General features: G+C 66.8%; 17 protein-coding genes. 8 read left to right on the top strand and 9 right to left on the bottom strand.

The window, feature by feature from the left end:
• The first annotated feature begins 38 nt into the window (after positions 1-38).
• The 5 genes from EDE12_RS10535 (at position 39) to EDE12_RS10515 (ending at position 4,513) form a co-directional block, all read left to right on the top strand.
• Positions 39-842 carry a cobalt-precorrin-6A reductase gene (locus EDE12_RS10535; protein WP_026598980.1) on the top strand — a complete coding sequence of 268 codons (804 nt, stop codon included), beginning with the start codon at positions 39-41 and terminating at the stop codon, positions 840-842.
• Positions 843-2,300, top strand: a complete 1,458-nt coding sequence (locus EDE12_RS10530; protein ID WP_026598979.1) for a cobyric acid synthase — start codon at positions 843-845, stop codon at positions 2,298-2,300. It begins immediately after the preceding gene.
• Entirely contained in the window at positions 2,297-3,343 is a 1,047-nt protein-coding gene (gene cobD, locus EDE12_RS10525; RefSeq protein ID WP_026598978.1) for a threonine-phosphate decarboxylase CobD, read from the top strand. Before EDE12_RS10530 ends, cobD begins: the two co-directional genes overlap by 4 nt.
• On the top strand, positions 3,333-4,034 hold the full coding sequence (gene bluB, locus EDE12_RS10520) for a 5,6-dimethylbenzimidazole synthase (protein ID WP_026598977.1): 702 nt from the start codon (positions 3,333-3,335) through the stop codon (positions 4,032-4,034). Before cobD ends, bluB begins: the two co-directional genes overlap by 11 nt.
• 191 nt (positions 4,035-4,225) lie before the next feature.
• A complete protein-coding gene (locus tag EDE12_RS10515) occupies positions 4,226-4,513 on the top strand; it encodes a hypothetical protein (protein WP_024880486.1) in 288 nt (95 codons plus the stop codon).
• 138 nt (positions 4,514-4,651) lie between these two features.
• On the opposite strand, the gene EDE12_RS10510 is transcribed toward EDE12_RS10515, so the two are convergent.
• From EDE12_RS10510 to EDE12_RS10480, 7 genes are all read right to left on the bottom strand, one after another.
• Positions 4,652-7,780 (bottom strand): efflux RND transporter permease subunit, encoded by a 3,129-nt coding sequence (locus EDE12_RS10510; protein ID WP_026598976.1) that lies wholly within the window; start codon positions 7,778-7,780, stop codon positions 4,652-4,654.
• A 115-nt stretch (positions 7,781-7,895) separates the two neighbouring features.
• Entirely contained in the window at positions 7,896-11,039 is a 3,144-nt protein-coding gene (locus EDE12_RS10505) for an efflux RND transporter permease subunit (protein ID WP_026598975.1), read from the bottom strand.
• 10 nt (positions 11,040-11,049) lie between these two features.
• Positions 11,050-12,351 carry an efflux RND transporter periplasmic adaptor subunit gene (locus EDE12_RS10500; RefSeq protein WP_024880483.1) on the bottom strand — a complete coding sequence of 434 codons (1,302 nt, stop codon included), beginning with the start codon at positions 12,349-12,351 and terminating at the stop codon, positions 11,050-11,052.
• Positions 12,348-13,904 (bottom strand): efflux transporter outer membrane subunit, encoded by a 1,557-nt coding sequence (locus tag EDE12_RS10495; RefSeq protein ID WP_024880482.1) that lies wholly within the window; start codon positions 13,902-13,904, stop codon positions 12,348-12,350. The genes EDE12_RS10500 and EDE12_RS10495 overlap by 4 nt, the downstream gene beginning before the upstream one ends.
• A gap of 250 nt (positions 13,905-14,154) precedes the next feature.
• Complete coding sequence (locus EDE12_RS10490) at positions 14,155-14,607, bottom strand: DUF2147 domain-containing protein (protein WP_245267336.1); 453 nt, start codon at positions 14,605-14,607, stop codon at positions 14,155-14,157.
• Positions 14,604-17,300, bottom strand: a complete 2,697-nt coding sequence (locus tag EDE12_RS10485) for an MMPL family transporter (RefSeq protein WP_026598974.1) — start codon at positions 17,298-17,300, stop codon at positions 14,604-14,606. Before EDE12_RS10485 ends, EDE12_RS10490 begins: the two co-directional genes overlap by 4 nt.
• A gap of 78 nt (positions 17,301-17,378) precedes the next feature.
• Positions 17,379-17,588, bottom strand: a complete 210-nt coding sequence (locus tag EDE12_RS10480; RefSeq protein WP_024880479.1) for a DUF1674 domain-containing protein — start codon at positions 17,586-17,588, stop codon at positions 17,379-17,381.
• A 148-nt stretch (positions 17,589-17,736) separates the two neighbouring features.
• Here EDE12_RS10480 and EDE12_RS10475 point away from each other — a divergent pair, with 148 nt between their 5' ends.
• From EDE12_RS10475 to EDE12_RS10465, 3 genes are all read left to right on the top strand, one after another.
• Positions 17,737-19,137: a transcription antitermination factor NusB gene (locus EDE12_RS10475; RefSeq protein ID WP_026598973.1), complete on the top strand. Its 1,401-nt coding sequence runs from the start codon at positions 17,737-17,739 to the stop codon at positions 19,135-19,137.
• A 143-nt stretch (positions 19,138-19,280) separates the two neighbouring features.
• Positions 19,281-20,933, top strand: a complete 1,653-nt coding sequence (locus tag EDE12_RS10470) for a heparinase II/III family protein (protein WP_245275778.1) — start codon at positions 19,281-19,283, stop codon at positions 20,931-20,933.
• Between the two features lie 227 nt (positions 20,934-21,160).
• On the top strand, positions 21,161-21,853 hold the full coding sequence (locus EDE12_RS10465; RefSeq protein ID WP_134188076.1) for a hypothetical protein: 693 nt from the start codon (positions 21,161-21,163) through the stop codon (positions 21,851-21,853).
• 28 nt (positions 21,854-21,881) lie between these two features.
• Here EDE12_RS10465 and EDE12_RS10460 read toward each other — a convergent pair whose 3' ends face one another.
• Entirely contained in the window at positions 21,882-22,304 is a 423-nt protein-coding gene (locus EDE12_RS10460; protein WP_026598971.1) for a type II toxin-antitoxin system VapC family toxin, read from the bottom strand.
• Positions 22,301-22,600 (bottom strand): type II toxin-antitoxin system Phd/YefM family antitoxin, encoded by a 300-nt coding sequence (locus EDE12_RS10455; protein WP_026598970.1) that lies wholly within the window; start codon positions 22,598-22,600, stop codon positions 22,301-22,303. The genes EDE12_RS10460 and EDE12_RS10455 overlap by 4 nt, the downstream gene beginning before the upstream one ends.
• Positions 22,601-22,759 lie beyond the last annotated feature (159 nt).

The raw sequence follows: 22,759 nt of genomic DNA, 5'->3' as shown, positions 1-22,759 counted from the left end.
CGTTTGAATAATCACGGGCGGGAGTATAGGGCTAAGCCATGCCTCAGACCAATACGCCGGCCGCGGCGCCCCTCGCTGCGCTGCGGCAAAAGGCCGAGCCGATCCGGGCGCTCATTCTGGGCGGGACCAGCGAGGCGCGCGCGCTCGCCGCCCGTCTCGCCGGCGACGCGCGCCTTGACGCGGTGGTCTCGCTGGCGGGCCGCACCAGCGCGCCGCTCGCCTCGCCGCTGCCGGTCCGCATCGGCGGCTTCGGCGGCGTCGAGGGGCTGACGCGCTATCTCGTCGAGGAGCGCATCGAGCGCGTGATCGACGCCACCCATCCTTTTGCGGCGAGAATTTCCGCCAATGCGCGCGCGGCCTGCGCGGCGCTGAGCCTGCCGCTGCTGGTCTACACGCGCGCGCCTTGGAGCTCCGTGGAAGGGGATCGCTGGATCGAGGTCGCGGACAATGCCGGCGCCGTGGCCGCGCTGGGCGAGGCGCCGCGGCGCGTCTTTCTCACCATCGGCCGTCTGGGGCTCGCGGATTTTCTGTGTGCGCCGCAGCATTATTATCTGATCCGAACGATCGATCAGCCGCAGGAGAACGATCTACCGCAACGCTACCAATTGATCCTGGAGCGCGGTCCTTTCACAGTCGAGAGCGAATTGTCCCTGATGCGCGCCTCGGCAATCGACGTCATCGTCTCCAAGAACAGCGGCGGCCGCGAGACCAATGCGAAGATAGAAGCCGCGCGCATGCTCGGCCTGCCGGTCGTGATGGTCACGCCGCCGCGCGGCGGCGAGGCGCGCGTTGTTCATGACGTCGCGGCGGCCGTCGATTTTCTCTTCTGCGAGGCGCCCTAGATGAGCGTCACTCTGATGTTCCAAGGCACGGGGTCGGATGTCGGCAAATCGCTCGTCGTCGCCGGCCTCGCGCGTGCGCTGACGCGGCGCGGCTTGCGGGTCGCGCCCTTCAAGCCGCAGAATATGTCGAACAACGCCGCGGTGACGGCGGACGGCGCCGAGATCGGCCGCGCCCAGGCGTTGCAGGCGCGCGCCGCCCGTCTCGCGCCGACCGCCGATATGAATCCCGTGCTGCTGAAGCCGCAGGGCGCCGCTGGCGCGCAAGTCGTGCTGCGCGGAAAAATCGTCGGCTCGGCGCGCGCGCGTGAATATCAGCAATGGAAGGCGGGGCTCATGTCCGCCGTGCTGGAGAGCTATGAGCGCCTGCGCGCGAGCTGCGATATCGTGCTGGTCGAAGGCGCCGGCAGCGCGGCGGAGATCAATTTGCGCGCCAATGACATCGCCAATATGGGCTTCGCGCGCCGCGTCGACGCCCCGGTCGTGCTGGTCGGAGATATAGACCGCGGCGGCGTCATCGCGCAGCTCGTCGGCTGCAAGGCCGTGCTCGATCCAGACGATGAAGCGCTGATCCGCGGCTTCATCGTCAATAAATTCCGTGGCGATCCTTCGCTCTTCGACGAAGGCATGCGTTTCATCGCCGAGCGCACCGGCTGGCGGCCGCTCGGCCTCGCGCCCTTTTTCGCCGACGCCGCGCGTCTGCCGGCGGAGGACGCTTTCGGCCTGCGCGCCGGCGCCTCGAGCGGGGAGGGCGGTCTGACGATCGCCGCGCCGCTGCTGCCCAATATCGCCAATTTCGACGATCTCGATCCGCTGCGGGCGGAGCCGGGCGTGCGCTTCATTCTGGTGCGGCCGGGCGAGCCGCTGCCGGCGGAGGCGCGGCTCGTGATACTGCCGGGCTCCAAGGCGACGATCGCCGATCTTTCCGCCTTTCGCGAGGCCGGATGGCACATAGACCTCGCCGCGCATATTCGTCGCGGCGGGCGCGTTTTCGGCATTTGCGGGGGCTATCAGATGATGGGCCGTCGCATCGCCGATCCGCAAGGGCTCGAGGGGCCGCCCGGCGCGGTGGAGGGGCTCGGCCTCCTCGATATGGAGACGGTCTTCGAGACCGAGAAAGTGCTGAAGCAGGTGAGAGGCGCGACCATCGCCGAAAATATCCCCTTCTACGGCTATGAGATGCACGCCGGCCGCAGCGATGGGCCAGATTGCGCGCGTCCGCTGCTGCGCTTCGAGGATGGGCGCCGCGACGGCGCGGCCTCAGTGGATGGGCGCTGCGCCGGCGTCTATGTGCATGGCTTTTTCGCCGACGATTCTCTGCGCGCCGCCTTTCTGCGCGATCATGGCGCGAGCGCCTCGGACCTCTCCTATGAGCAGTCGATCGAGGCGACGTTGGACGGTCTCGCCGAGCATTTCGAGCGCCATTTGGACGTGGACGCGCTATTGGAGCTGGCGCGATGAGCGTTTCGCCGCCGATCCTGCCGTCGATCCTGCATGGCGGCCGGCTCGATCTCGCGCGGACGCTTTTTCCGCAGGCGCCGGAGCCCTGGATCGATCTCTCGACCGGCGTCAGCCCCTATCCCTATCCGTTTCCGCCGCTCTCGCCGGAGGTTTTTACCCGCTTGCCGGATGTCGCTGCGCTGGCGGCGCTGGAGCGCATCGCCGCCGCCGCCTATCGCGCCGGGCCTGGGGCGCAGGTCGTCGCGGGGGCGGGGACGCAGGCTTTCATTCAAAGCCTGCCACGCTTGCATTGGCTGCCGCGCTCGAGGCCGGCGACGCGGGTCTCCGTCCTCGGCCTCACTTATGAGGAGCATGCGGCCGCCTGGCGCGCCGCCGGCGCCGAGGTCGCGCGCGTGGAAACGCTGGAGGAGATCGCGGCGGCGGAGATCGGCGTCGTCGTCAATCCCAATAATCCCGACGGCCGCCTCGAGCCTGCCGCGTGTCTCGCCGAGACGGCGCGGGCCATGGCGGCGAAGGGCGGGCTGCTCATCGTCGATGAGGCTTTCGCCGATTTTCTTCCCGCCGAGGCCAGCCTCGCGCCGCTCGCGGGGGAGGATGGCCTCGTGCTTTTGCGGTCTTTCGGCAAGGCCTATGGGCTGCCGGGCGTCCGGCTCGGCTTCGCCCTCTGCGGCGCGGCGCTCGCCGAGCCGTTGCGGGCGATACTCGGACCTTGGAGCGTCTCCGGCCCGGCGCTGGCGATCGGCGCGGCGGCGCTCGCCGATGCGCCCTGGCTCGCAGCCCGCGGCGTCGCGCTCGCGCAGGACGCCGCCCGGCTCGACGGGCTGCTCGCCGCCGCAGGCTTCGAAATCATTGGCGGAACGTCGCTTTTTCGGCTCGTTCGCCATGCGGCGGCGGATCGATGGTTTGCCCATCTCGCCCGGCGCGGCATATTGACGCGTAGGTTCGGCGAGCGGCCGGATCGGCTTCGTTTCGGCCTGCCGGCTGCGCCCGCGGCCTGGGAACGACTGGAGCGCGCATTGGAGAGCGGACGAAATGGTCTTTGATCCCGAGCCGTCGCTCGTCGCCAGCGCGCCATTCTCGGAGGAGGAGCGCGCCGCCGTCTATCGCGCCATCCACACGCGCCGCGACGTTCGCGACGAATTCCTGCCCGATGAATTGTCTCACGAGGAGGTGATGCGCCTGCTGGACGCCGCGCATCACGCGCCATCCGTGGGCTTCATGCAGCCCTGGAACTTTCTCCTCATCCGCGATCGCGGCTTGCGAGAGGCGGTGCACGCCGCTTTCGAGCGCGCCGCCGAGGCGGAGGAGGCGCTGCTGCCGCAAGAGCGCCGTGCGCAATATCGAAGCTTGAAGCTGCAAGGGATTTTGAAAGCGCCGCTGAATATCTGCATCACTTGCGACCGCTCCCGGCAGGGCCAGACCGGGCTCGGCCGCACCCAGCAGCCGGAGGCCGATCTCCTCTCCACCGCTTGTGCGGTGCAGAATTTCTGGCTGGCGGCGCGGGCGGAAGGAATCGGCGTCGGCTGGGTGAGCATATTGAGAGAGCAGGATTTACGTGCGATTTTCGACATCCCTGCGGAAATCGCCATTGTGGCCTATCTCTGCGTCGGCCGCGTCGCCAAGGCCTATGCGCAGCCGGAGCTCGAAATTCGGCAATGGGCCAAGCGCCTGCCGCTCGAGGAATTGATCTTCTCCGACCGCTGGGGAAATCGCATAAATAATTCCGAGGGTTGAGGTGGTTACAAAATTGACACGCTTTTGTGATTTTTTGGACCCTGAAAGCCGCGCACTCCTTTTGACCTTCGTCTTGAGGGGTCTATAGTGAGCGCAAGGCGCAGGGCGGATGCGCTGCAGCATGGTCTAGCTGCTCCGCCTGCGGTATGCGTCTTGCTTGCCATTAGGCCGGCAATCGTGGGGTCGGATTTATGAAACCAGCAGATTATGAGCTCGTTTACGATAAGGCCCGCCCTCTCTCGAACACGACAACGCTCACTGTCGCGGAAGTGCCGGATCGACTGGAAGATCTGCTGCATCTGCTCGGCGAGGCGATGATCGAGGGGCGTGACAATCATTCGCGACTGACGGAAATTCATCTTCCCATGTCGCGCTTTCCGCAGATGGACTCGAAATTCTGGCACATTCCGGTCGAGGATTGTGGCGAGCATCCAGTCCTGCGGCTGTTCTTCGAGACGCAGGGCGACTTCACGCACTGATCTTAAAAGGGCTTCTCGTAACCTTCGCAGTCTTCCTTCTCCCCGCATGCGGGGAGAAGGGGACGTCGCGATGATCCATCGGACACCAGACGCCGCCGCGCTGCAAGTCCGATGTTTCGGTGGAGCGACGACCGCGCTTCACGACGCTTTTGCCGTCTGCGGCTCTGGGATCGCAGCCTCGCGGCTCGGCGTTTCGGGCGCCCGCCGCGGCCGCCGGCTCTCCAGCTTGCTCATCAATAGATAGATCACCGGCGTCGTGTAGAGCGTCAGCATCTGGCTGAGCAGCAGCCCGCCGACGATGGTGACGCCGAGCGGACGCCGCATTTCCGCGCCGATTCCGCCGGCGAAGGCGAGCGGCAGGGCGCCGAGCATGGCGGCGAGCGTCGTCATCAAGATCGGCCGGAAGCGCTCCACGGCCGCCTCCAGCGCCGCATCGCGCACGGAATAGCCCTTGTCGCGCTCGGCGTGCAGGGCGAAGTCGACCAGCATGATGCCGTTCTTCTTCACTATGCCGATCAGCAGCAGAATGCCGATGAAGGCGATCATCGTGAATTCCGTGTCGAAGGCCTCGAGCGCCAGCAGCGCGCCGAGCCCGGCCGAGGGCAGGGTGGAGATGATCGTCACCGGATGGGCGAGGCTCTCATAGAGCACGCCGAGGATGATGTAGACGGCGAGCAGCGCGGCCAGGATCAGCCACGCCATCCCCGATGAGAGCTTGCGAAAATCCTTGGCGTCGCCGGCGAATTCCGCCTGCACCCCATTGGGGAGCTGCATTTCCTCGGTCGCCGTGAGAATGGCTTTCGCCGCCGCGTCCAGCGTATGGCCAGGCGCTATGTTGAAGGTGATGGTCGCCGCCGGCAGCACGCCCTGATGATTGACGACGAGCGGCATGGTCCCGCGCTCTATGCGGGCGACAGCGGTGAGCGGAACCTGGGTTCCGTCGCTGGCCGAGACATAGAGGCCGGAGAGATCGCGCGGATCGCGCTGGCGCGACAGCGGCGCCTCGACGATGACGCGATATTGATTGCGCTGCGTGTAGATGATCGAATCCTGACGCTGGCCGAAGGAGCTGTTGAGCGCCGCGTCGATCGCCTGAATAGGCACGCCCATGCGCGAGGCGGCGGTGCGGTCGATGACGACATTGGCCTTCAGCGCGCCCTGCTGCCGATCGGTGGTCACGTCGGCGAGATCGGGCAGCCTTTGCAGCCGCGCGAGCAGCTTGGGGGTCCATTCTTCCAAATCGTCGACCGTGGAGGCGGTGATGGTGAACTGATATTGCGCTTTGCTCTGGCGCCCGCCGGAGCGCAAATCCTGCGACGGCGTCATATAGACGGAGAGGCCGGCGATCTTGCCGAACGCCTGGCGCAGGCGCGCCAGCACCTCGAAGCTCGACGCCTTGCGTTCGGTGGCGGGCTTCAGCGCCAGAAACAGCCGGCCCTGATTGCCGGACATGCTCTGATTGGAGCCGCCGATAAAGGAGCCGACATTGACGACGTCCGGGTCGGCGGCGGCGATGGCGGCGGCCTTCTTCTGCAGCGCGACCATATCGCCGAAGGAAATATCCGCCGAGGCTTCGGTCGTGCCGTTGAGCAGGCCGATATCGTCCTGCGGCAGATTGCCCTTGGGGACCGAGGCGTAGAGGTGAACTGTCCAGCCGATCGTCAGCACGATGACGCCGAGCGTCGCCCAAGGATGGTCGACGACCGGCCGCAAGCTGCGCGCATAGAGGCCGATGAGCCGCGCCAGAGCGCCCTCGACCAGACGGTCGAAGCGGGACGGCGTCTCTCGCTTGGGCGAGGGCAGATGCGCGCAGATCGTCGGCGTCACCGTCAGAGAGACGATGGTCGAGATGACGATGGCGAAGGTGAGTGTGAAGGCGAATTCGCGCAGCAGCCGCCCGAAGATGCCTTCCATCAGCAGCAGCGGAATGAACACGGCGATCAAGGACAGGCTGATCGAGACGACGGTGAAGCCGATCTGCTTCGCGCCGGCGAGCGCCGCCTCCAGCCGGTCCATGCCGCGCTCGACATTGGTCTCTATGTTCTCGATCATGACGATGGCGTCGTCGATGACGAAGCCGACCGCGATGGTGAGCGCCATCAGCGACAGATTATTGATCGAGAAGCCGGCGAGCCACATGGCCGCGCAGGAGCCGACGAGGGAGAGCGGCACTGTCACCGCCGCGGCGAAGACCGGCGTCGCCCGGCGCAGGAAGACGAACACCACCGCCATGACGAGGGCGATGGAGACGAGCAGCGTGTTCTGTATTTCCGAGACGCTGGCGCGGATCGTCTGCGTCCGATCGGAGAGGATGGAGACGTCGACGCCGCTCGGAATCCATGTCCGCAGCTCGGGCAGCAGCGCCTTCACCTGATCGACCATGGCGATCACATTGGCGTTGGGCTGCCGCGTCACGATGATGATGACGGCGGGCTTGCCGTTGAACCAGCCGGCCGCCAGCCGATTGCGCACGCCGCGCTCGACAGTGGCGATATCGCCGAGCTTGACCACGGCGCCATTGCTCGCCGAGACGACGACATTGCGAAAGTCGCGCGGCGTCGCCAGCTGATCGCTGGTGCCGATGGTGCGGCCGAGCTGCTCGCCATTCAGCGCGCCGAGCGGCGAGAGCACATTGGCGGAGACGATGGCGTTCGCCACCGCATCGACGCCGAGGCCCATCGCGGCGAGGCGCGCCGTATCCATCTGCACGCGGATCGCCGGCTGCTCGGCGCCGGCGATGCGGACCTCGGCGACGCCGGGCACTTGCGAGATGCGCTGGGCGATGACCGTATCGGCGGCGTCGAAAATGGCGCTGGTCGGCAAGGTCTCCGAGGTCAGAGCGAGGACGATGGAGGGCACCGTCGCCTGGCTCGCCTTGCGGAAGACCGGCAGGAGCGGCAGATCGGAGGGCAGATCGGTGGCGGCGGCGTTGATCGCCGCCTGCACGTCGCGCGCGGCGGCGTCGATGTTCCGGCCGATGTCGAATTGCGCGACGATCTGCGTCTGGCCGAGCGAGCTGACCGAGGTGAGCTCGGTGACGCCGGAGATGCCGGCGAGGCGGCGCTCCAGCGGCGCGGCGACGGACGCCGCCATTGTCGCCGGATCGGCGCCCGGCCGCGCCGCTATGACGCCGATCGCCGGAAAGTCGATCGCCGGCAGGCTGGCGACGGGCAGGAAGAAATAGGCGACGGCTCCGACCATGAACAGCGCCGCCGCGAGCAGGCTCGCGCCCACCGGCCGGCGGATGAAAGGCTCGGAGATGTTCATGGCGTCGGGGCTCGATCGGCGCGTGGGTGGGCGAGCCTGAAGGCTCGCGGTCCGAAGCGCGCCCTGGACCGCGAGCCTTCAGGCTCGCATCGCGCGAAATCGCTGGGAAACCCCATCACTCCGCCGCCTCCTTGCGCTCGGAGGGCGGCGCTGTCGGGGCGGCGGTCTGCGGCTGCGACGCCGGCGATCCATGCAGCCATTCGCGCAGCCGCGCGCGCAGGCGATCGACGGCGAGATAGATGACCGGCGTCGTATAGAGCGTCAGCAGCTGCGACAGAATGAGCCCGCCGATGATCGAGACGCCGAGCGGAATGCGCAGCTCGCTGCCCGGACCATGCGCCAGCGCCAGCGGCAGCGCGCCGAGCAGCGCGGCCAGCGTCGTCATCATGATCGGCCGAAAGCGCAGCCGGCAGGCGCGCACGATGGAGTCGAAGGGCGTCAGAGCCTCGGCCTTCTCCGCCTCCAGCGCGAAGTCGATCATCATGATGGCGTTCTTCTTGACGATGCCCATCAGCAGCACGACGCCGATCAGCGCCACCAGCGACATGTCGAGCCCGGTCGCCATCAGCGCCAGCAGCGCGCCGACGCCGGCCGAGGGCAGCGTCGTCAGCACGGTGAAGGGATGCGCATAGCTCTCATAGAGCACGCCCAGCACCACATAGATGGCGATGGCCGCCGCCAGAATGAGCCAGGGCTGACCGGCGAGCGATTTGCGGAACTCCGCCGCATCGGCGCTGAACATGCCGATGATGGAGGAGGGCAGGCCGATCTCACGCTCTATGCGGGCGATCGCCTCCACCGCATCGCCGAGCGCGGCGCCGGGAGCGAGGTCGAAGCTGATCGTCGCCGCCGGAAACTGCTCCTGATGCGCGACGGCGAGCGGCGCCGTCGTCTGCTCCACCGAGACGAAGGTCGAGATCGGCGTCTGCGGGCCGCCATTGGAGGGCGAGACATAGAGCTTGTCGAGCGCGGTCGGGTCGCGCTGATATTGCGGCGCCGCCTCCAATATCACGCGATATTGGTTAGACTGGGCGTAGATGGTGGAGATTTGCCGCTGGCCGAAAGCGTCGTTCAGCGTGTCGTCGACATTTTGCGCGGTGACGCCGAGCCGCCCCATCAGCTCGCGGTCTATGTGCAGGAAGGTGCGCAGCCCGCCGTTCTGCGTCTCGGCGGCGACATTGCGGAACACGCCGTCGCGGCGGATCGCGTCGATCAGCTTCTGCGACCAGTCCTGCAGCTCGGCCTGATCGGGCGCGGTGAGCGTATATTGATATTGCGAGCGGCTGGCGCGCGTCGTGATCTGTATGTCCTGCACCGGCTCTATGTAGACGGACGCGCCGGGAATGCGCTCGGCCGCCTTCTTCAGCCGCTCGGCGATCTCGTCCGCGCCGACGCTGCGCACATCGCGCGGGCGCAGCGTCACCGACATATGGGCGACATTGGTGGTGGCGTTGAGCGGGCCGACGCCGAGCACCGAGGCGGTCCCCGTCGCCTCCGGCTCCGCCTCGAAGATTTTCGAGACCTCGGCCTGCAGCCGCGTCATCGTCTCGAAGGAGGAATCGGGCGAGGCTTCCAGCACGACATTCAGCTGGCTCGTGTCCTGGCGCGGCAGGAAGCCCTTGGGGATGAAAGCGTAGAGCGCGATGGTGAGCGCCAGAGTGCCGAAGGTGAGGACCAGCATCAGCTTTTGCCGGCCGAGCGCAATGGCGAGAGTCTTGGCGTAGAATTCGTCGAGCCAGGCGGAAAAGCCGCTCTCCGGCGCATGGGAGGCGTGGCCCGCGCCCGGCTTCAGCAGCTTGGCGCAGAGCATGGGCGTCAAGGTCAGCGAGATGATCGCCGAGACGACGACCTGCGCGGTGAGCGTCAGCGCGAACTCGCGGAACATGCGGCCGACGAGGCCGGTCATGAACAGAAGCGGGATGAAGACGGCGATCAGCGAGACGGTGAGCGAGATCACCGTGAAGGCGATCTCCCGCGCGCCGTCCAGCGCGGCGCGATGCGGCGTCTTGCCGAGCTCTATGTTGCGGACGATGTTCTCGATCATCACGATGGCGTCGTCGACGACGAAGCCGGCGCCGATGGTCAGCGCCATCAGCGACAGATTGTCGAGCGAGAAGCCGACGAGCGACATCAGCGCGAAAGTGGCGATGATGGAGAGCGGCAGGCTGACGCCGGCGATGACCGTCGCCCGCCAGCTGCGCAGAAACACCAGCACCACCAAAATCACCAGCGCGGTGGCCAGCACCAGGGTGAATTCCACATCCTCGATCGAGGCGCGGATCGTTTGGGTGCGGTCGTTCACCACCTCGAGCGACATGCCCTTGGGCAGCGCGCGCATGACATTGGGCAGCTCCTTATGGAGCTGATCGACTGTGCTGATGATATTGGCGCCCGGCTGGCGCTGCACGTCGAGGATGATCGCCGGCTCGCCGCGATACCAGCCGCCGACCCTGGCGTTCTCCAGCCCATCGAGCACCGTCGCCACATCGCGCAGCATGATCGGCGCGCCATTGCGATAGGCGACGACGACGGTCTCGAACTGCCGCGCCGCTTTCAGCTGGTCATTGGCGTCGAGCGTGTAGGATTGGTGGAGCCCGTCGAGCGAGCCCTTGGCGCCGGCGACATTGGCGGCGGCGATGGCGGCGCGCAAATCCTCCATGCTCATGCGATTTGCGGCGAGCCGGGCGAGATCGGCCTGAATGCGCACCGCCGGGCGCACGCCGCCCTCCACCGCCACATGGCCGACGCCCGGCACTTCCGAGAGGCGCGGCGCGATCAGCGTGTCGGCGACGTCGCTCATCTGCCGCATGCTGGCGGTCTTGGAGCGCAAGGTGAGCGTCACCACCGGCGTGTCGGCCGGATTGACCTTCGAATAGACGGGCGGATAGGGCAGCGTGCGCGGCAGCGTCGAGGCGGCGGCGTTGATCGCCGATTGCACATCCTGCGCGGCGGCGTCTATGTCGCGATCGAGCTCGAATTGCAGCGTGATCTGCGAGAGGCCGAAGGAGCTCTGCGACGACATGGTCTGCAGCGACGGAATCTGCCCGAACTGCCGCTCGAGCGAGGCCGTCACCAGCGCCGCCATCGTGTCGGGATTGGCGCCCGGCAATTGCGTCGTGACCTGAATGGTCGGGAAGTCGACCTGCGGCAGCGGCGAGATCGACAGACGCGCATAGCCGAGCAGGCCGAACAAGAGCACGGCGAAGCTCAGCAGCGAGGTCGCCACCGGCCGTTCGATGAAGGGCGTCGACACGCTCATCGCGGGAGCGTCACCTCTGTTGCGGCGGGCCGCCGACGTCGCCGCGCTTCTCGCCGCCGGCCTCGCTCTTTTGTTCCTTGCGCGGACGCTTCGCAGCATCCGCGCCGCGATCGGCCGTCGGCTCCATCACCTTGACCTGCGATCCGTCGACGAGCCGCGAGAAGCCGGTCGTCGCCACCTTCTCGCCCGGCTCGAGGCCGGAGACGACCACCGCCTGAACCTCGTCCTGCCGTCCGACGGAGACCGCCTTCATCGAGACGGTCTCGTCCTCGTTCAGCGCATAGACGAAGGCGCCATTGGGGCCGCGTTGAATGGCCGAGCTCGGAACCACACGCGCATCGTGTAGCACATCGACTGTCAACCGGACGTTGACGAACTGGCCCGGCCACAGCGCGAGGCCCTTATTCTCGAAGGTCGCCTTTATCTTCACCGTGCCGGTGGTCTGGTCGATCTGATTGTCGATCACCGTCACCACGCCCGTGTCCAGCACGCTGGAATTGTCCGGGCCGAGGGCGGCCGCCGGCGCCGGGGCGCGGGACTGCGCCTTCTGCACCGCGGGCAGAAACTGCTGCGGCACGGTGAAGACGACATAGATCGGCTGCAGCTGGGTGATGACGACGATGCCGGTCGCGTCCGAGCTGTGCAGAATATTGCCGACGTCCACGAGCCTTATGCCGGTGCGGCCGTCGATCGGCGAGCGTATGGTGGCGTAATCCAGCGTCGCCTTGGCGTTGTCGATCGCGCCTTGATCGGCGCGGATCTGCGCCTCGAGCTGGGTGACGAGCGACTCCTGCGTCGCAAATTGCTGCTGAGAGCCGAAATTGCTCGCCGCGAGCTTCTTATAGCGCGTCACATCGACGCGGGCGTTGGCGAGATTGGCTTCGTCCTGCGCCTTTTTGGCGACGGCCTGGTCATAGGCGGCCTGATAGAGCGTCGGATCGATGAGGGCGACAATATCGCCCTTCTTGACGCTCTGCCCCTCGTCGAAGCCGAGCTTCATCAGCCGCCCATCGACCTGCGTGCGGACAGTGACCGTGTTGAGCGCCTGCGCCGTGCCGACCGCGTCGATTGTCACCGGCACATCGGCGATCCGCACCGGCGTCGCCGTTATGGAGACGGGACCATCCAGGCTGCGGCGGCGCCCCTCGCGCTTGCCGCCCGACACTGCGGCCGATTCTTGCGCCCCGTCGCCGAAGATCCAGGGACGGGCGACGTAATAGCCGGCCGCGAGCGCGGCGATGACCCCCAGGGCGACCAGCGGCGACGGCCGCTTCGCGCGCCAGCCGGCCGGCCAGGAGAGCGGCGGTTTCACGGCCAGGGACCCTTGTCCGACTCATAGGCGCCATCTTCGGCGGCGATCTCGAGCGCGCGCGTCGCGCCGGACCAGCCGCCGCCGAGCGCCTGATAGAGGCTGGTGGCCGCCTGGAAATATGCGAGCCGAACCACGGCCAGCGCGTCCTCGGTCTGGAACAAGGTGGTCTCCGTGGTCGAGAGGGTGATGATATCGATCGTTCCCTCACGGAGCCGCGCTTCGGCCACCTCATAGGCCCGTCGCGCCGCGGCCGCCGCCTCGCCCTGCAGCTTCAGCTGGCGAGACGTCTCCTGTATGGCGATGAGCGCATTCTCGACGTCCGAGAAGGCCGTCAAAATTTGTTTTTTGTAAGCCTGCGCCAGCTCGGCGAACTTGCCCTGCTGCAGCAGATATTGGCCCTGCAGATTATAGCCGTCGAAGACCGGCTGCGTCAGATTGCCGGCGATCTGCCAGGCGATCGCCTCCGGGCGGAACAGCGAGCGCAGCGCGATGCTCTGCACGCCGTAATAGCCGGTGATCTTGATCGACGGGAAGAAGGAGGCGCGCGCCTGCAGCACCGAGAATTCGGCGGATTCGAGCTTGGCCTCGGCCTCTGCGATATCCGGGCGGCGCAGCAGCAGCTCGGAGGGCAGGCCGGGCGAGACTTTCGGGAAGCTGAGCCGGGTCAGCGAGCCGCCCTTGATGACGGCGCTCTCCGGCGGGACGCCGAGCAGCACGGCCAGCGTGTTCTTCGTCTGGCGTAAAGTCTGCTCCAGCGGCGGCACGGAGGCGCGCTGCTGCGCGACGACCGAATCCTGCTGCGAAAAGTCGAGCGCCGTGGCGGTGCCGACGTCGAGCCGGGCCTTGATGGCCTTCAGCACGGTTTCGGCGATCTTGATGTTGTTGTGGGCGATGCGCAGCCGGTCTTCCGCCGTCAGCACCTGAAAATAGGCGTTCACCACCGAGGCGATGGTGGAAATCTCGACCACGTCGCGATCGAAGCGGCTGGCGTCGGCGAGCAGCCGCGCGGCGTTGGAGGCGTCCTGATTCTTGCCCCAGAAGTCGATCTCATAGCTGGCGTCGAGCTGCAGCTGCAAGAAATTGGCGCGGCGCGTGCGCAGCACGCTCGAGCCGGCGGCGCCGGTCGTCGTCGTGGCGCTGGTCGAGGCGCTGGTGCTCGTCGCGCTGGTGATGGTCGCCGGCGTCTGGGTGCGCCGCGCTATGTCGTTCATCGTGAGCGACGGCCACAGCGGCGAGCTGTTGATCCGCGCGGTCGCGTCGGCTTGCTGGATGCGCGCCACCGCGGCGGCTATGTCCAGATTTTGCTCGAGCGCCTTTTCGACGAGGCGGGTCAGCTCCGGCGAGCGGAAGCCCTGCGACCATTCCTTGGCGGCGCGAATCGGCGCGGCCGAGCGGGCCGGCTTGGCGGCCTTGAAGGCGGGCGGGGTCTCGACCGTGGCGTCCGGCTTCTCCCAATCGAGCACGCAGCCGGAGAGGGCCGTCGCGGCGGCGAGCGCCGCGGCGCGACCGAGGAACAGGGGCGGCCGTGGTCGTCGTCTCGGAGACAAGGACAATTCCGTTCTATCCGCATCTGCGCCCGGGCGGGCGCGTGGCCCTGTGACAGGGCCTAGACCAATGAGCGCCGCCGTTAAAGCGGGCGCGTGAATTTTCCACCGGCGCGACTCGATCGAGAGCGCCGATCCCACTCGACCCCGCAAAAATGGCCTCGCGAGGGCGCGTGGAAGAGCCGCCGAAAACCGATTCCTTCGCCGCGGCTCCGCTCGACCCTGCGAGGCGAGGCCGTTATGGTCAAGTTACGGATTGTTAATTTCTTCGCCGCGGCGTCGGCGTCTTTTGGGAAGGCGTCGGCTCGCCGGGCATTTTGTTCCAGCTTTCGCTCTGACACAAGAATGCGATCAGGCAGCCGGTGAGCGTGAGCTGGGTCGGGCTGTCCAAAGTGATGATCCCGATATAGATTTTGCCGTTCTCTGGATTGAAGAGATCGCCTTTCCAGCGATTGGCCTCGATCCGCGCCGCATGGCGCAGAATCAACATGGGCTGCTGGCCGGGCGGGGGCGGCGGAAACACGCCGCGCGCGCAGAGCTTGCCGTCGCAATCGAAGAATTCGAGCTTTTGCTGATGGCCGCCGCGCATCCATACGCCATAGATCGGCTCGGTCGGCGCGGCGGGGGCCGGCGCCGCCTCCGCGGGGGCCGCCGCCGCAGGAGCGGCGGAAACGAGGGCGAGAAGCAGGGAAAAAGCCGCCTTCTTCATCATGGCTCCGAGCCTAACACGCCGCGCGGCGGCTGCACAGGCGAAGCCGTTCGCTCGGTCGCTTCGCTCGCGCCGAGGGCGGCCACCTGCGGATCGCCGATCGCCTCCGCCTCCTCCTCCATCCGCGGCGGGCCGAGGAAGGCCGGCACGATGATGAAGGCGGCGAGCAAAGTGAAGAACAGCGAGATGGCGAGCAGCGCGCCCATGCTGGCCGTGCCCGGATGGCTCGACAGGAACAGGCTGCCGAAGGCCGTGCCCGTGGTGAGCGCGCTGAAGAAGATGGCGCGCGTCAGGCTCGAGGCGAGCATGTCCGAGACGCCCTTGCGCCAGGCGATGACGTAATAGATGTGGAAGGCGACGCCGACGCCGAACATCAGCGGCAGCGCGATGATATTGGCGAAGTTGAGCGATAAGCCGAGCAGATCGGCCGCCTCGAGGCTCATGATTCCCGCGAGCACCAGCGGGCCGAGCGTGAGCGCGACATCGCTCGCCCGCCGCAGCGCGACGACGAGAATCAGGAATATGGCCACGAAGGCCAGCACGCCGGCCTGCAGAAAGGCGTCGACGACCGTCTTGCCGGCCTCGGCGACGATCACCGGCGGGCCGCCGGCGTCCGGTGCGAGCGTCTGCACCGCTTCGGCGAAGCGCGTCATCACCTCGCGATCATTGCTGTCGCCCTTGGGCGTCACCTCGACGCGCACCTCGCCATCGGCGGAGATCCATTCCGAGCGCAGATCCTCCGGCAGCGAGTCGGGCGTGATCTTCTGCGCGGCGAGCGCTCTGCGCAGCTCGCCGAAGAGGCGCTCGAGATCGGAGAGGGCGGCGGTCTGCGCCTCCTTGCGAATCTCCGGGCTGGCCTTGACCAGCGCGTCCAGCGAATCGGCGAAGCGGATGAGGCCAGCCGGGGCCTTGGGCGCTGAGCCGGCCTTGCGGATCGTCTTGGCGGCGCGGGCGAGGGCTTTCTTCACCTCCTCGTCGCTCGGCGCGGGCTTGACCGTCGGATCGAGAATCTTGCGCAGCTGATTGGCGGCGTTTTCGAGCAGCGGCAGCTTCTCGTCCTGATCGGCGGGAATCAGCTGGTCGATCGTCGTCACATGATCGACCTCCGGCAGCGCCGCGATTTTTTTGGCCAGCTCGCGCGCGGCGGGCAGAGAGGGCGCGAGCGCCTCGATCTTATTGGGCGCCGTCTGCGGGTTTTTGGAGAGGTCGAGGAAGGTCGCGACCGATTCGACAGTCTGATCGCGCAGATTCATCGGATTGGAGTCGAAGCGCAGATGTAGCAGGAAGGGCGCGCCGGCGAGCACGACGATCGCCGTCGCGACGAGCACCAGCACGCGATGCCCTGCGATCCAATGATCGACGGCGGCCAGCGAGGCGGTCTCCACCGGCGCCGTTTCCGCCTTGGGGCCGAGAATGCGGATCAGCGCCGGCAGGAAGGTGAGCGTCGCCAGATAGGCGATGATCATGCCGAGGCCGGCGATGAGGCCGAGCTCGGCCACGCCGAGAAACTCCGTCGGCAGGAAGCAGAAGAAGCCGGCGAGCAGTGAGACGGCGGCGAGCGTCAGCGACCAGCCTATGCCGCGCGTCGCCGCCAGCAGAGCTTGCGGCAGATCGTCGACATTGTGGCGCTCCTCGCGATAGCGCGTCGCGAACTGAATGCCGAAATCGACGCCGAGGCCGATGAACAGAACCGCGAAGGCGACCGAGATGAGGTTGAAGCGGCCGATCAGCGCTATGCCGAGGCCCGAGGTCATGGCGAGGCCGGCGATGATGGTCAGCAGCACGGCGAAGATGAGCCGCTTGGAGCGCAGCGCCGCCCAGAGAATGAGCGTCACCACCGCCAGCGTGGCCGAGACATTCAGCCCGGTGTTCTCGGCGACGGTGGCGAATTCCTCATCCGCCAGCGGCACTTGCCCGGTCAGCCGCACGGTCACGCCCTTGTCGGGAACGAGGCCGAGCGATTTCGCCGTGTCTCGAATGATCTGCACCGCCTCATGGCCGGGCTCCAGCGCCGAATAGTCGATGATCGGCTTGATGAGCACGATGCGGCGCGGGTCCGCGCTGGGGCCGACCGAGGGCGCCTCCGGCTCGCGGCCGCCGGCCAGCAGCTTCTCCCAGGAGACCTTGGCCGGCTTTCCGGCGAGCACGGCGTCGAAAGCGTCGGTGAAATTATCGAGCCCCTTGGCGAAGGAGGCGAGGCCGCGCTCGCTCGTCGCCACCTGCTTGAGGCCGAACAGCAGAGCGTCCGACAGGCCGCGCAGGCTGGGGTCTTCCGCCAGCGGCTGCAGAAACTCGCGCTGCGCGACGAGCGAATTCATGTCGCGGCGAATCTCGTCGACGCCGAGGAAGAGAATGCCATTGTCGCGAAAATATTTATTATCGTCCGGGCGCCAGACGCGGGACATGAGCGGCTTGCCGGTCAGCGCGTCGCGCAGCTCATTGGCGCTTTTTTCCGCCTGCTCGCTGGTCTTGGCGTCGACGACCGCCACGATGATGTCGTCGATCTGCGGAAAGGCTTTGTAGAGGCGCGTCTCATTGGCGCGCCAGGGAACCTCGGGCGAGAAGAGATGCGCCGTATCCGTGTCGATGGCGAAACGCGTGGCGGTCACATAGGCGCCGGCGACGGTGAGCGCGAGCGTGACGATGACGACCGTCCAGGGCCGGCGCAGACACCAGGCCACGAGCTTTTCCAACATCAAGGGTCCTCGAATTGTTCAAAGCGCCGTGGGCGGCGCTCGTCGCGCCCGTCTCGAGCATGGGCTCGGGCCGGGCGTTCAGAAGTCGCTGGCTATTCCTTTGCTCTCCCAATCGCCGTAGCGAGCGGGATCGAGCCCTCCGCGGCCGCCGAGCTCGCGCTGCGTCGAGACGCGATCACGCCTCTGTCGCTCGCGGCGCTCCTCGGCTTCCGCCAGCGCGCGTTGCGCTTCCGGCGGAAGGGTCCGCTCGGTCGCGGCTCGTTCCGAGCGTGTCTCCGCTTCGTCCATTCATCCTCCTCGGAACGCGACGCTCCCGGGAAATTGTCCCGGGAAACTCTCCCGACAAGAGCTGGTTCTCGGGCGCGCGATCGGCGCTCGCCTCGGGTCAGCTCCTTATGTGATATAAACGACGATTCGATCCCCGTCGAAGGTGTGAATGCGCGACAATAGACCTTTCTCCGCCAAGGCCAAGGCGCGGGCCGGCTTCCTTCCGGCAGACGCCGCGCGCGAGGCCGAGGCCGCTCAAGTCCCGGGGCTGCAGGCGCGCATCGCCGCGGCCAATGTGATCGCGGATGTCGCGCAAGGCGGCCACCGGCTGGACGAACGTTTTTCTCCGCAGGCGGTTCCGTACCGCCTCGCAGGAATGGAGCCGCGCGACATCGGGCTCGCGCGCTCCATCGCCTATGTCGGCGTTCGCCGTCTCGGCGCCATTCGCCACGCGCTCGCGCTTCTGCTCGAGAAGGGCCTGCCCAAGCAGGCCGCGCGGCTCGAATGGCCGCTCGTCGCCGCGGCGGCGCAAATCCTCTTTCTCGACGTTCCCGATCACGCCGCCGTCGATCTCGCCGTGCGCGCGGTCCGGCTCGAGCCGAAGACCACTCCCTTCGCCGGCCTGGTGAATGGCGTGCTGCGCAATCTCATCCGCCGCCGCGAGGAGTTTCTCGGCGCCGATCCGCTCGATCTCGACACGCCCGCCTGGCTCGCGCAGCGCTGGATCAAATCCTATGGCGAGGCGCAGGCGCGCGCCATCGCCGCCATCCATATGCAAGAGCCGCCGATCGACCTCACGGTGAAATCGGACGCCGAAGGCTGGGCGCAGCGTCTCGATGGAATCGTTCTGCCGACCGGCTCGGTGCGGCTGCGCGCGCGCACGCCGATCGTCGAGCTCGACGCTTATGCGGAGGGCGAATGGTGGGTGCAGGACGCCGCCGCCGCTCTGCCGGCGCGCTTGCTCGCCGTGGAGCCGGACGAGCGCGTGCTCGACATGTGCGCAGCGCCCGGCGGCAAGACCGCGCAGCTCGCTCTCGCCCGCGCGCAGGTGACGGCGCTCGATCGATCCGCCGAGCGGCTGAAGCTGCTCGCCGCCAATCTGCAGCGCGTCCGCCTGCACGCCGACATAGCGGTGGGCGACGCCGCCTCTTATTCCGCCGCGCGTCCCTTCGACGCCATTCTGCTCGATGCGCCCTGCTCGGCGACGGGGACGATCCGCCGTCATCCCGACGTGCCCTGGATCAAGAAGCCCGGCGATCTCGATTCCCTCGTCGCGCTGCAATCGCGCATATTGGAGCGCACCGCCTCCCTGCTGCGGCCCGGCGGGCGCCTCGTCTATTGCACCTGCTCGCTGGAGCCGGAGGAGGGCGAGGCGCAAATCGCGAGCTTCCTGCGCCGTCATCCCGAGATGCGCCGCGCGCCGATCGACGCCGCCGCCGATCGCGTTCCGGCGGAATTCGTGACGCCGGACGGCGATTTGCGCACGCTGCCATCCTATTGGCCGAATGAGGACGCGCGCCTCGCCGGGCTCGATGGCTTCTTCGCCGCGCGGCTCGTGCGGCGGGACTGACGGAAGGCGCAGGATCGCGCATCCGCCGCTTTCCTGCTTTTGCGATTCGTGTCATCCCAATCATGATTCGCTTTGCTCCGCGCCAAATCGCGGAGCGCGAGGAGGACGCTCTGAGCGAGACGGCCAAAGGCTCCGGACAGCGATTGGCGAATGCCGCCGCGCGTGGCGTCGCCTCTTTCGCGCGCGCGGTGCGCGGGCCTTATTACGCCGTGCAGGCCATGGGCGTTCGCGCGCCGGAGCGGCTCTATGTGGCGCCGCAGGACATTCGCACAGCCGATCCAACCGTCGCGGATGAAATCTACGCCGGCTATTTCTCCTTCGACGGCAAGGTGGTGGAGACCAATGGGCGCTCGCCCTTCTCCATCGCGCCGCCATCCGTCGCTTGGCGGCGCTCGCTCGCCGGCTTCTCCTGGCTGCGGCATTTGCGCGCCGCCGATCGCGCCCTCGCGCGCGCCAACGCCCGTGCGCTGGTCGACGAATTTCTGCGCACGCGCACCGATTTCATCGACGATCCCGCCTATGAGCCGCGCATCGTCGCGCGCCGCACCCTGTCCTTTCTGGCGCAATCGCCGATCCTGCTCGAGGGCGCCGATCAAGATTTCTACGAGCGCTTCATGCGCGCGCTGGCGCGCAACATTCGCTTTCTGCTGCGCGCCATGGGCTCGGAGCGGCGCGCCTCGGACCGGCTGCTCTGCGCCGTGGCGCTCGCCGCTTTCGGCGTCTGCGCCGACGCCGGCCGCAAATTCGAGATGCGCGCCACCGCTCTGCTGGACGCCGAGCTGTTCCGCCAAATCCTGCCGGACGGCGGCCATATCGGCCGCAATCCCGAGACGCCGGTGGATCTGCTGCTCGATCTATTGCCGCTGCGCCAAGCCTATGCCGCGCGCGGGCGCCGGCCGCCGGAACGGCTCACCGCCTCCATCGCCGCGATGATCTCCTTCCTGCGCGTGCTGAAGCATGGCGACGGCTCGCTGGCTTTGTTCAACGGAATGGGCCGCGCGCCGCCGGATCGGCTGGCGACGATCCTCGCCCATGCCGACGCCTCCGGCGCGCCCATTCTCGACGCGCCGCATTCGGGCTATCGGCGCCTGCAGGCGGGCGCGGCCGCGGTCGTCGTCGACGCCGGCGCGCCGCCCCCGCCGATCTTCTCCTCCGCGGCCCATGCCGGCTGCCTCTCCTTCGAATTTTCGATCGGCGCCGAGCGCATCGTCGTCAATTGCGGCGCCCCGCCCGCGGGCTCGGAGGCGCTGCGCCGCGTCGCGCGCTCGACGGCGGCGCATTCCACCCTCGTCGTCGAGGATCGCTCCTCCTGCCGCATAGAGGCGCGGCCGGGACGCGGCCGGCCGGAGGAGCGCATCGTCGCCGGCCCCGTGCAAGTGAAGGCGGCGCGCCGCTCCACCGACACGAGCCATGAGCTCGAGCTTTCGCATGACGGCTATGCGCGCGAGCTCGGCCTATTGCACGAGCGCAGACTGGCGTTGGCGCATGACGGCTCGCAGCTGCTCGGCGACGACAGGCTCGTCGCGCTGCGCCATGGCGCGCGGGCCGAGAATTTCGTGCTGCGCTTCCATCTGCATCCCAATGTGCAGGCGAGCGCGGCCGGCAAGCGCAAGGTGCTGCTGCGCAGCCTCGGCGTCGATCTCGTCTTCGAGGCCAACGCCGATGTGGGCGTGGAGGAGAGCGTCTTCCTCGCCGGCCCGGCCACAGCGCGCAAAAGCGCGCAGATCGTGGTGGATGGGCGCGGCGTGAAGGACGCGCATTTGCGGTGGTCGTTTTCGCGGGTGGAGGAGGGGTGAGGGGGAGTGCAGCTGTGCGGCGAGGGCGGGAGGGGGCGGTTCCATCTCGGCCTTTATGCGACTTTCGCCCCGCGCGACTATCCCGTGGCATTTCAGCAATAGCGTATAGACTGACGGGCAGTCTTTTCGGCCCAAATGCTTGGCGGCGGTTGATCTCTAGGCCGATTGGTTCGTTGTATTCGCCTTGTGGCGACTGTGCAGAAATCACGGAATAAGGAAGAGGCCGCGTGGGGCTTGGCAAAACGCCATTATGCTGGATTTGCAATAAAGAGCCAGCGACGACCAGCGAGCATCGTAGCAAGCGCTCCGATATAAAGGAGCAGCTTGGCAGCAGCGGACCATTGTATTTTCATACCGATGCGCGTCGGAATCTCAAATTACAAAGCTCCAATGCGAAGCGGCTCAAATTCGAGCCGTCGATCTGCAATAGCTGCAACAGCGCAAGAACCCAGCCGCATGACTTTGCTTGGAAACGACTATCTGGCGCGCTTCGCAATAGACATCCGCCTCTAAAAACAGGAGATATAATACGGGCGAACAGAGTGTTTTGCCATGCGACATCCGATGAAATGCTGAATGTACATCTGTTTTTTGTTAAGTGGCTTGGATGCGAGATTGTCGAATCCAGCATTCCGATTGCCCCCTCGATCGAAACGCTCTCGCAGGCGATTATGAGCGGAAGGCCACACCCTAACGTGTGGCTTGCATTCGGCGTTGCGCAGCGTGGCAAGGATTGGGTGGGAGCTTCTGTCGTCGATGCCGCGTCGTTCAACGGCGGAACGGGGTACGACTATCTTTGCCGACTTTATGAGGTCGGAGCGCTGAGCGTCCGTGTGAGGCTTTCTAGTCTAAAACTGAAGGATGACTGGCATCCCACTTTTACCAATCGTTTTGTCATCGCCAACCTTGTTAGTGAATAAATCAAAACTTTCGGCAGAAAAGGCCGCCTCACCGCCACGGGTCGAGCACGGGCGCCCGCGCCCGCGCGAATTCGGCGGCGTCGCGCGTCACCACTGTCAAGCCGTGATGCAGCGCCGTCGCCGCGATGAACAGGTCCGGTTGCGAGAATGTGTGTCTGGATTTGCTGCCGTCCTCGACGAGCAGCCGCCATTTGAGGATCACATCCTCGCTCACAGGCAGCACGCGCCGCTCGAACATCGGACGCACTCTGTGCGTCAGCCAGTCGCCGAGCTCGGCGCGTCGTGTCGCGTCTTCGACGAGCTCGATGCCAAAGCGAATTTCGGCGAGCGTGACGGTGCTGACATAGAGCAGATCGAGCGGCTGCGCGGCGATGAAGGCGACGACCTTCGCTTCGGGTCTGGGGCGGCGCAGCTCCGAGAGAATATTCGTGTCGAGCAGCCAGCCCGTCACAGCTCGACGTCGCGCACCGGCGCCCGCTCGCGCTTCGGCTCGATATCGATGTCGCGGTAGGGCGAGGACTGCATGGCGGCGATCAGGGCCTCGCCGGTTCGCTCGCCCTCGAGACGGCGAAACTCGTCGGCGGCGACGACGACCACTTCGTCGCGTCCATGAATGGTGACGTGCTGCGGCCCCTCGCTGCGAACGCGCCGCACCAGCTCGCTGAAGCGCGCCTTGGCGTCCTGCAGCGCCCAATGGCTCGGCGGGCGTGGGGGCTTTGGTGGCGTCGGTCGGGCCGATCTGGTCATGCTGACTAGATTATTACGCGGGGGCGCGAAGGAAAGCCCCTTGACGCTAGCGGATTAAATTCCTATTTTCCTCCCTGCCTCCGCCGGTGGGGCGTCGCCTTGAAGGGTAGGCAGCGTCGGCGGGGGCGCGGTTCGCAAGGGCGGGGGCAGACCCTCTCT

The organism is Methylosinus sp. sav-2 (assembly GCF_004366495.1).
GTDB lineage: Bacteria > Pseudomonadota > Alphaproteobacteria > Rhizobiales > Beijerinckiaceae > Methylosinus.
The sequence above is the reverse complement of the archived record's forward strand: the minus strand, read 5'-3'. Positions and strand labels throughout refer to the sequence as shown.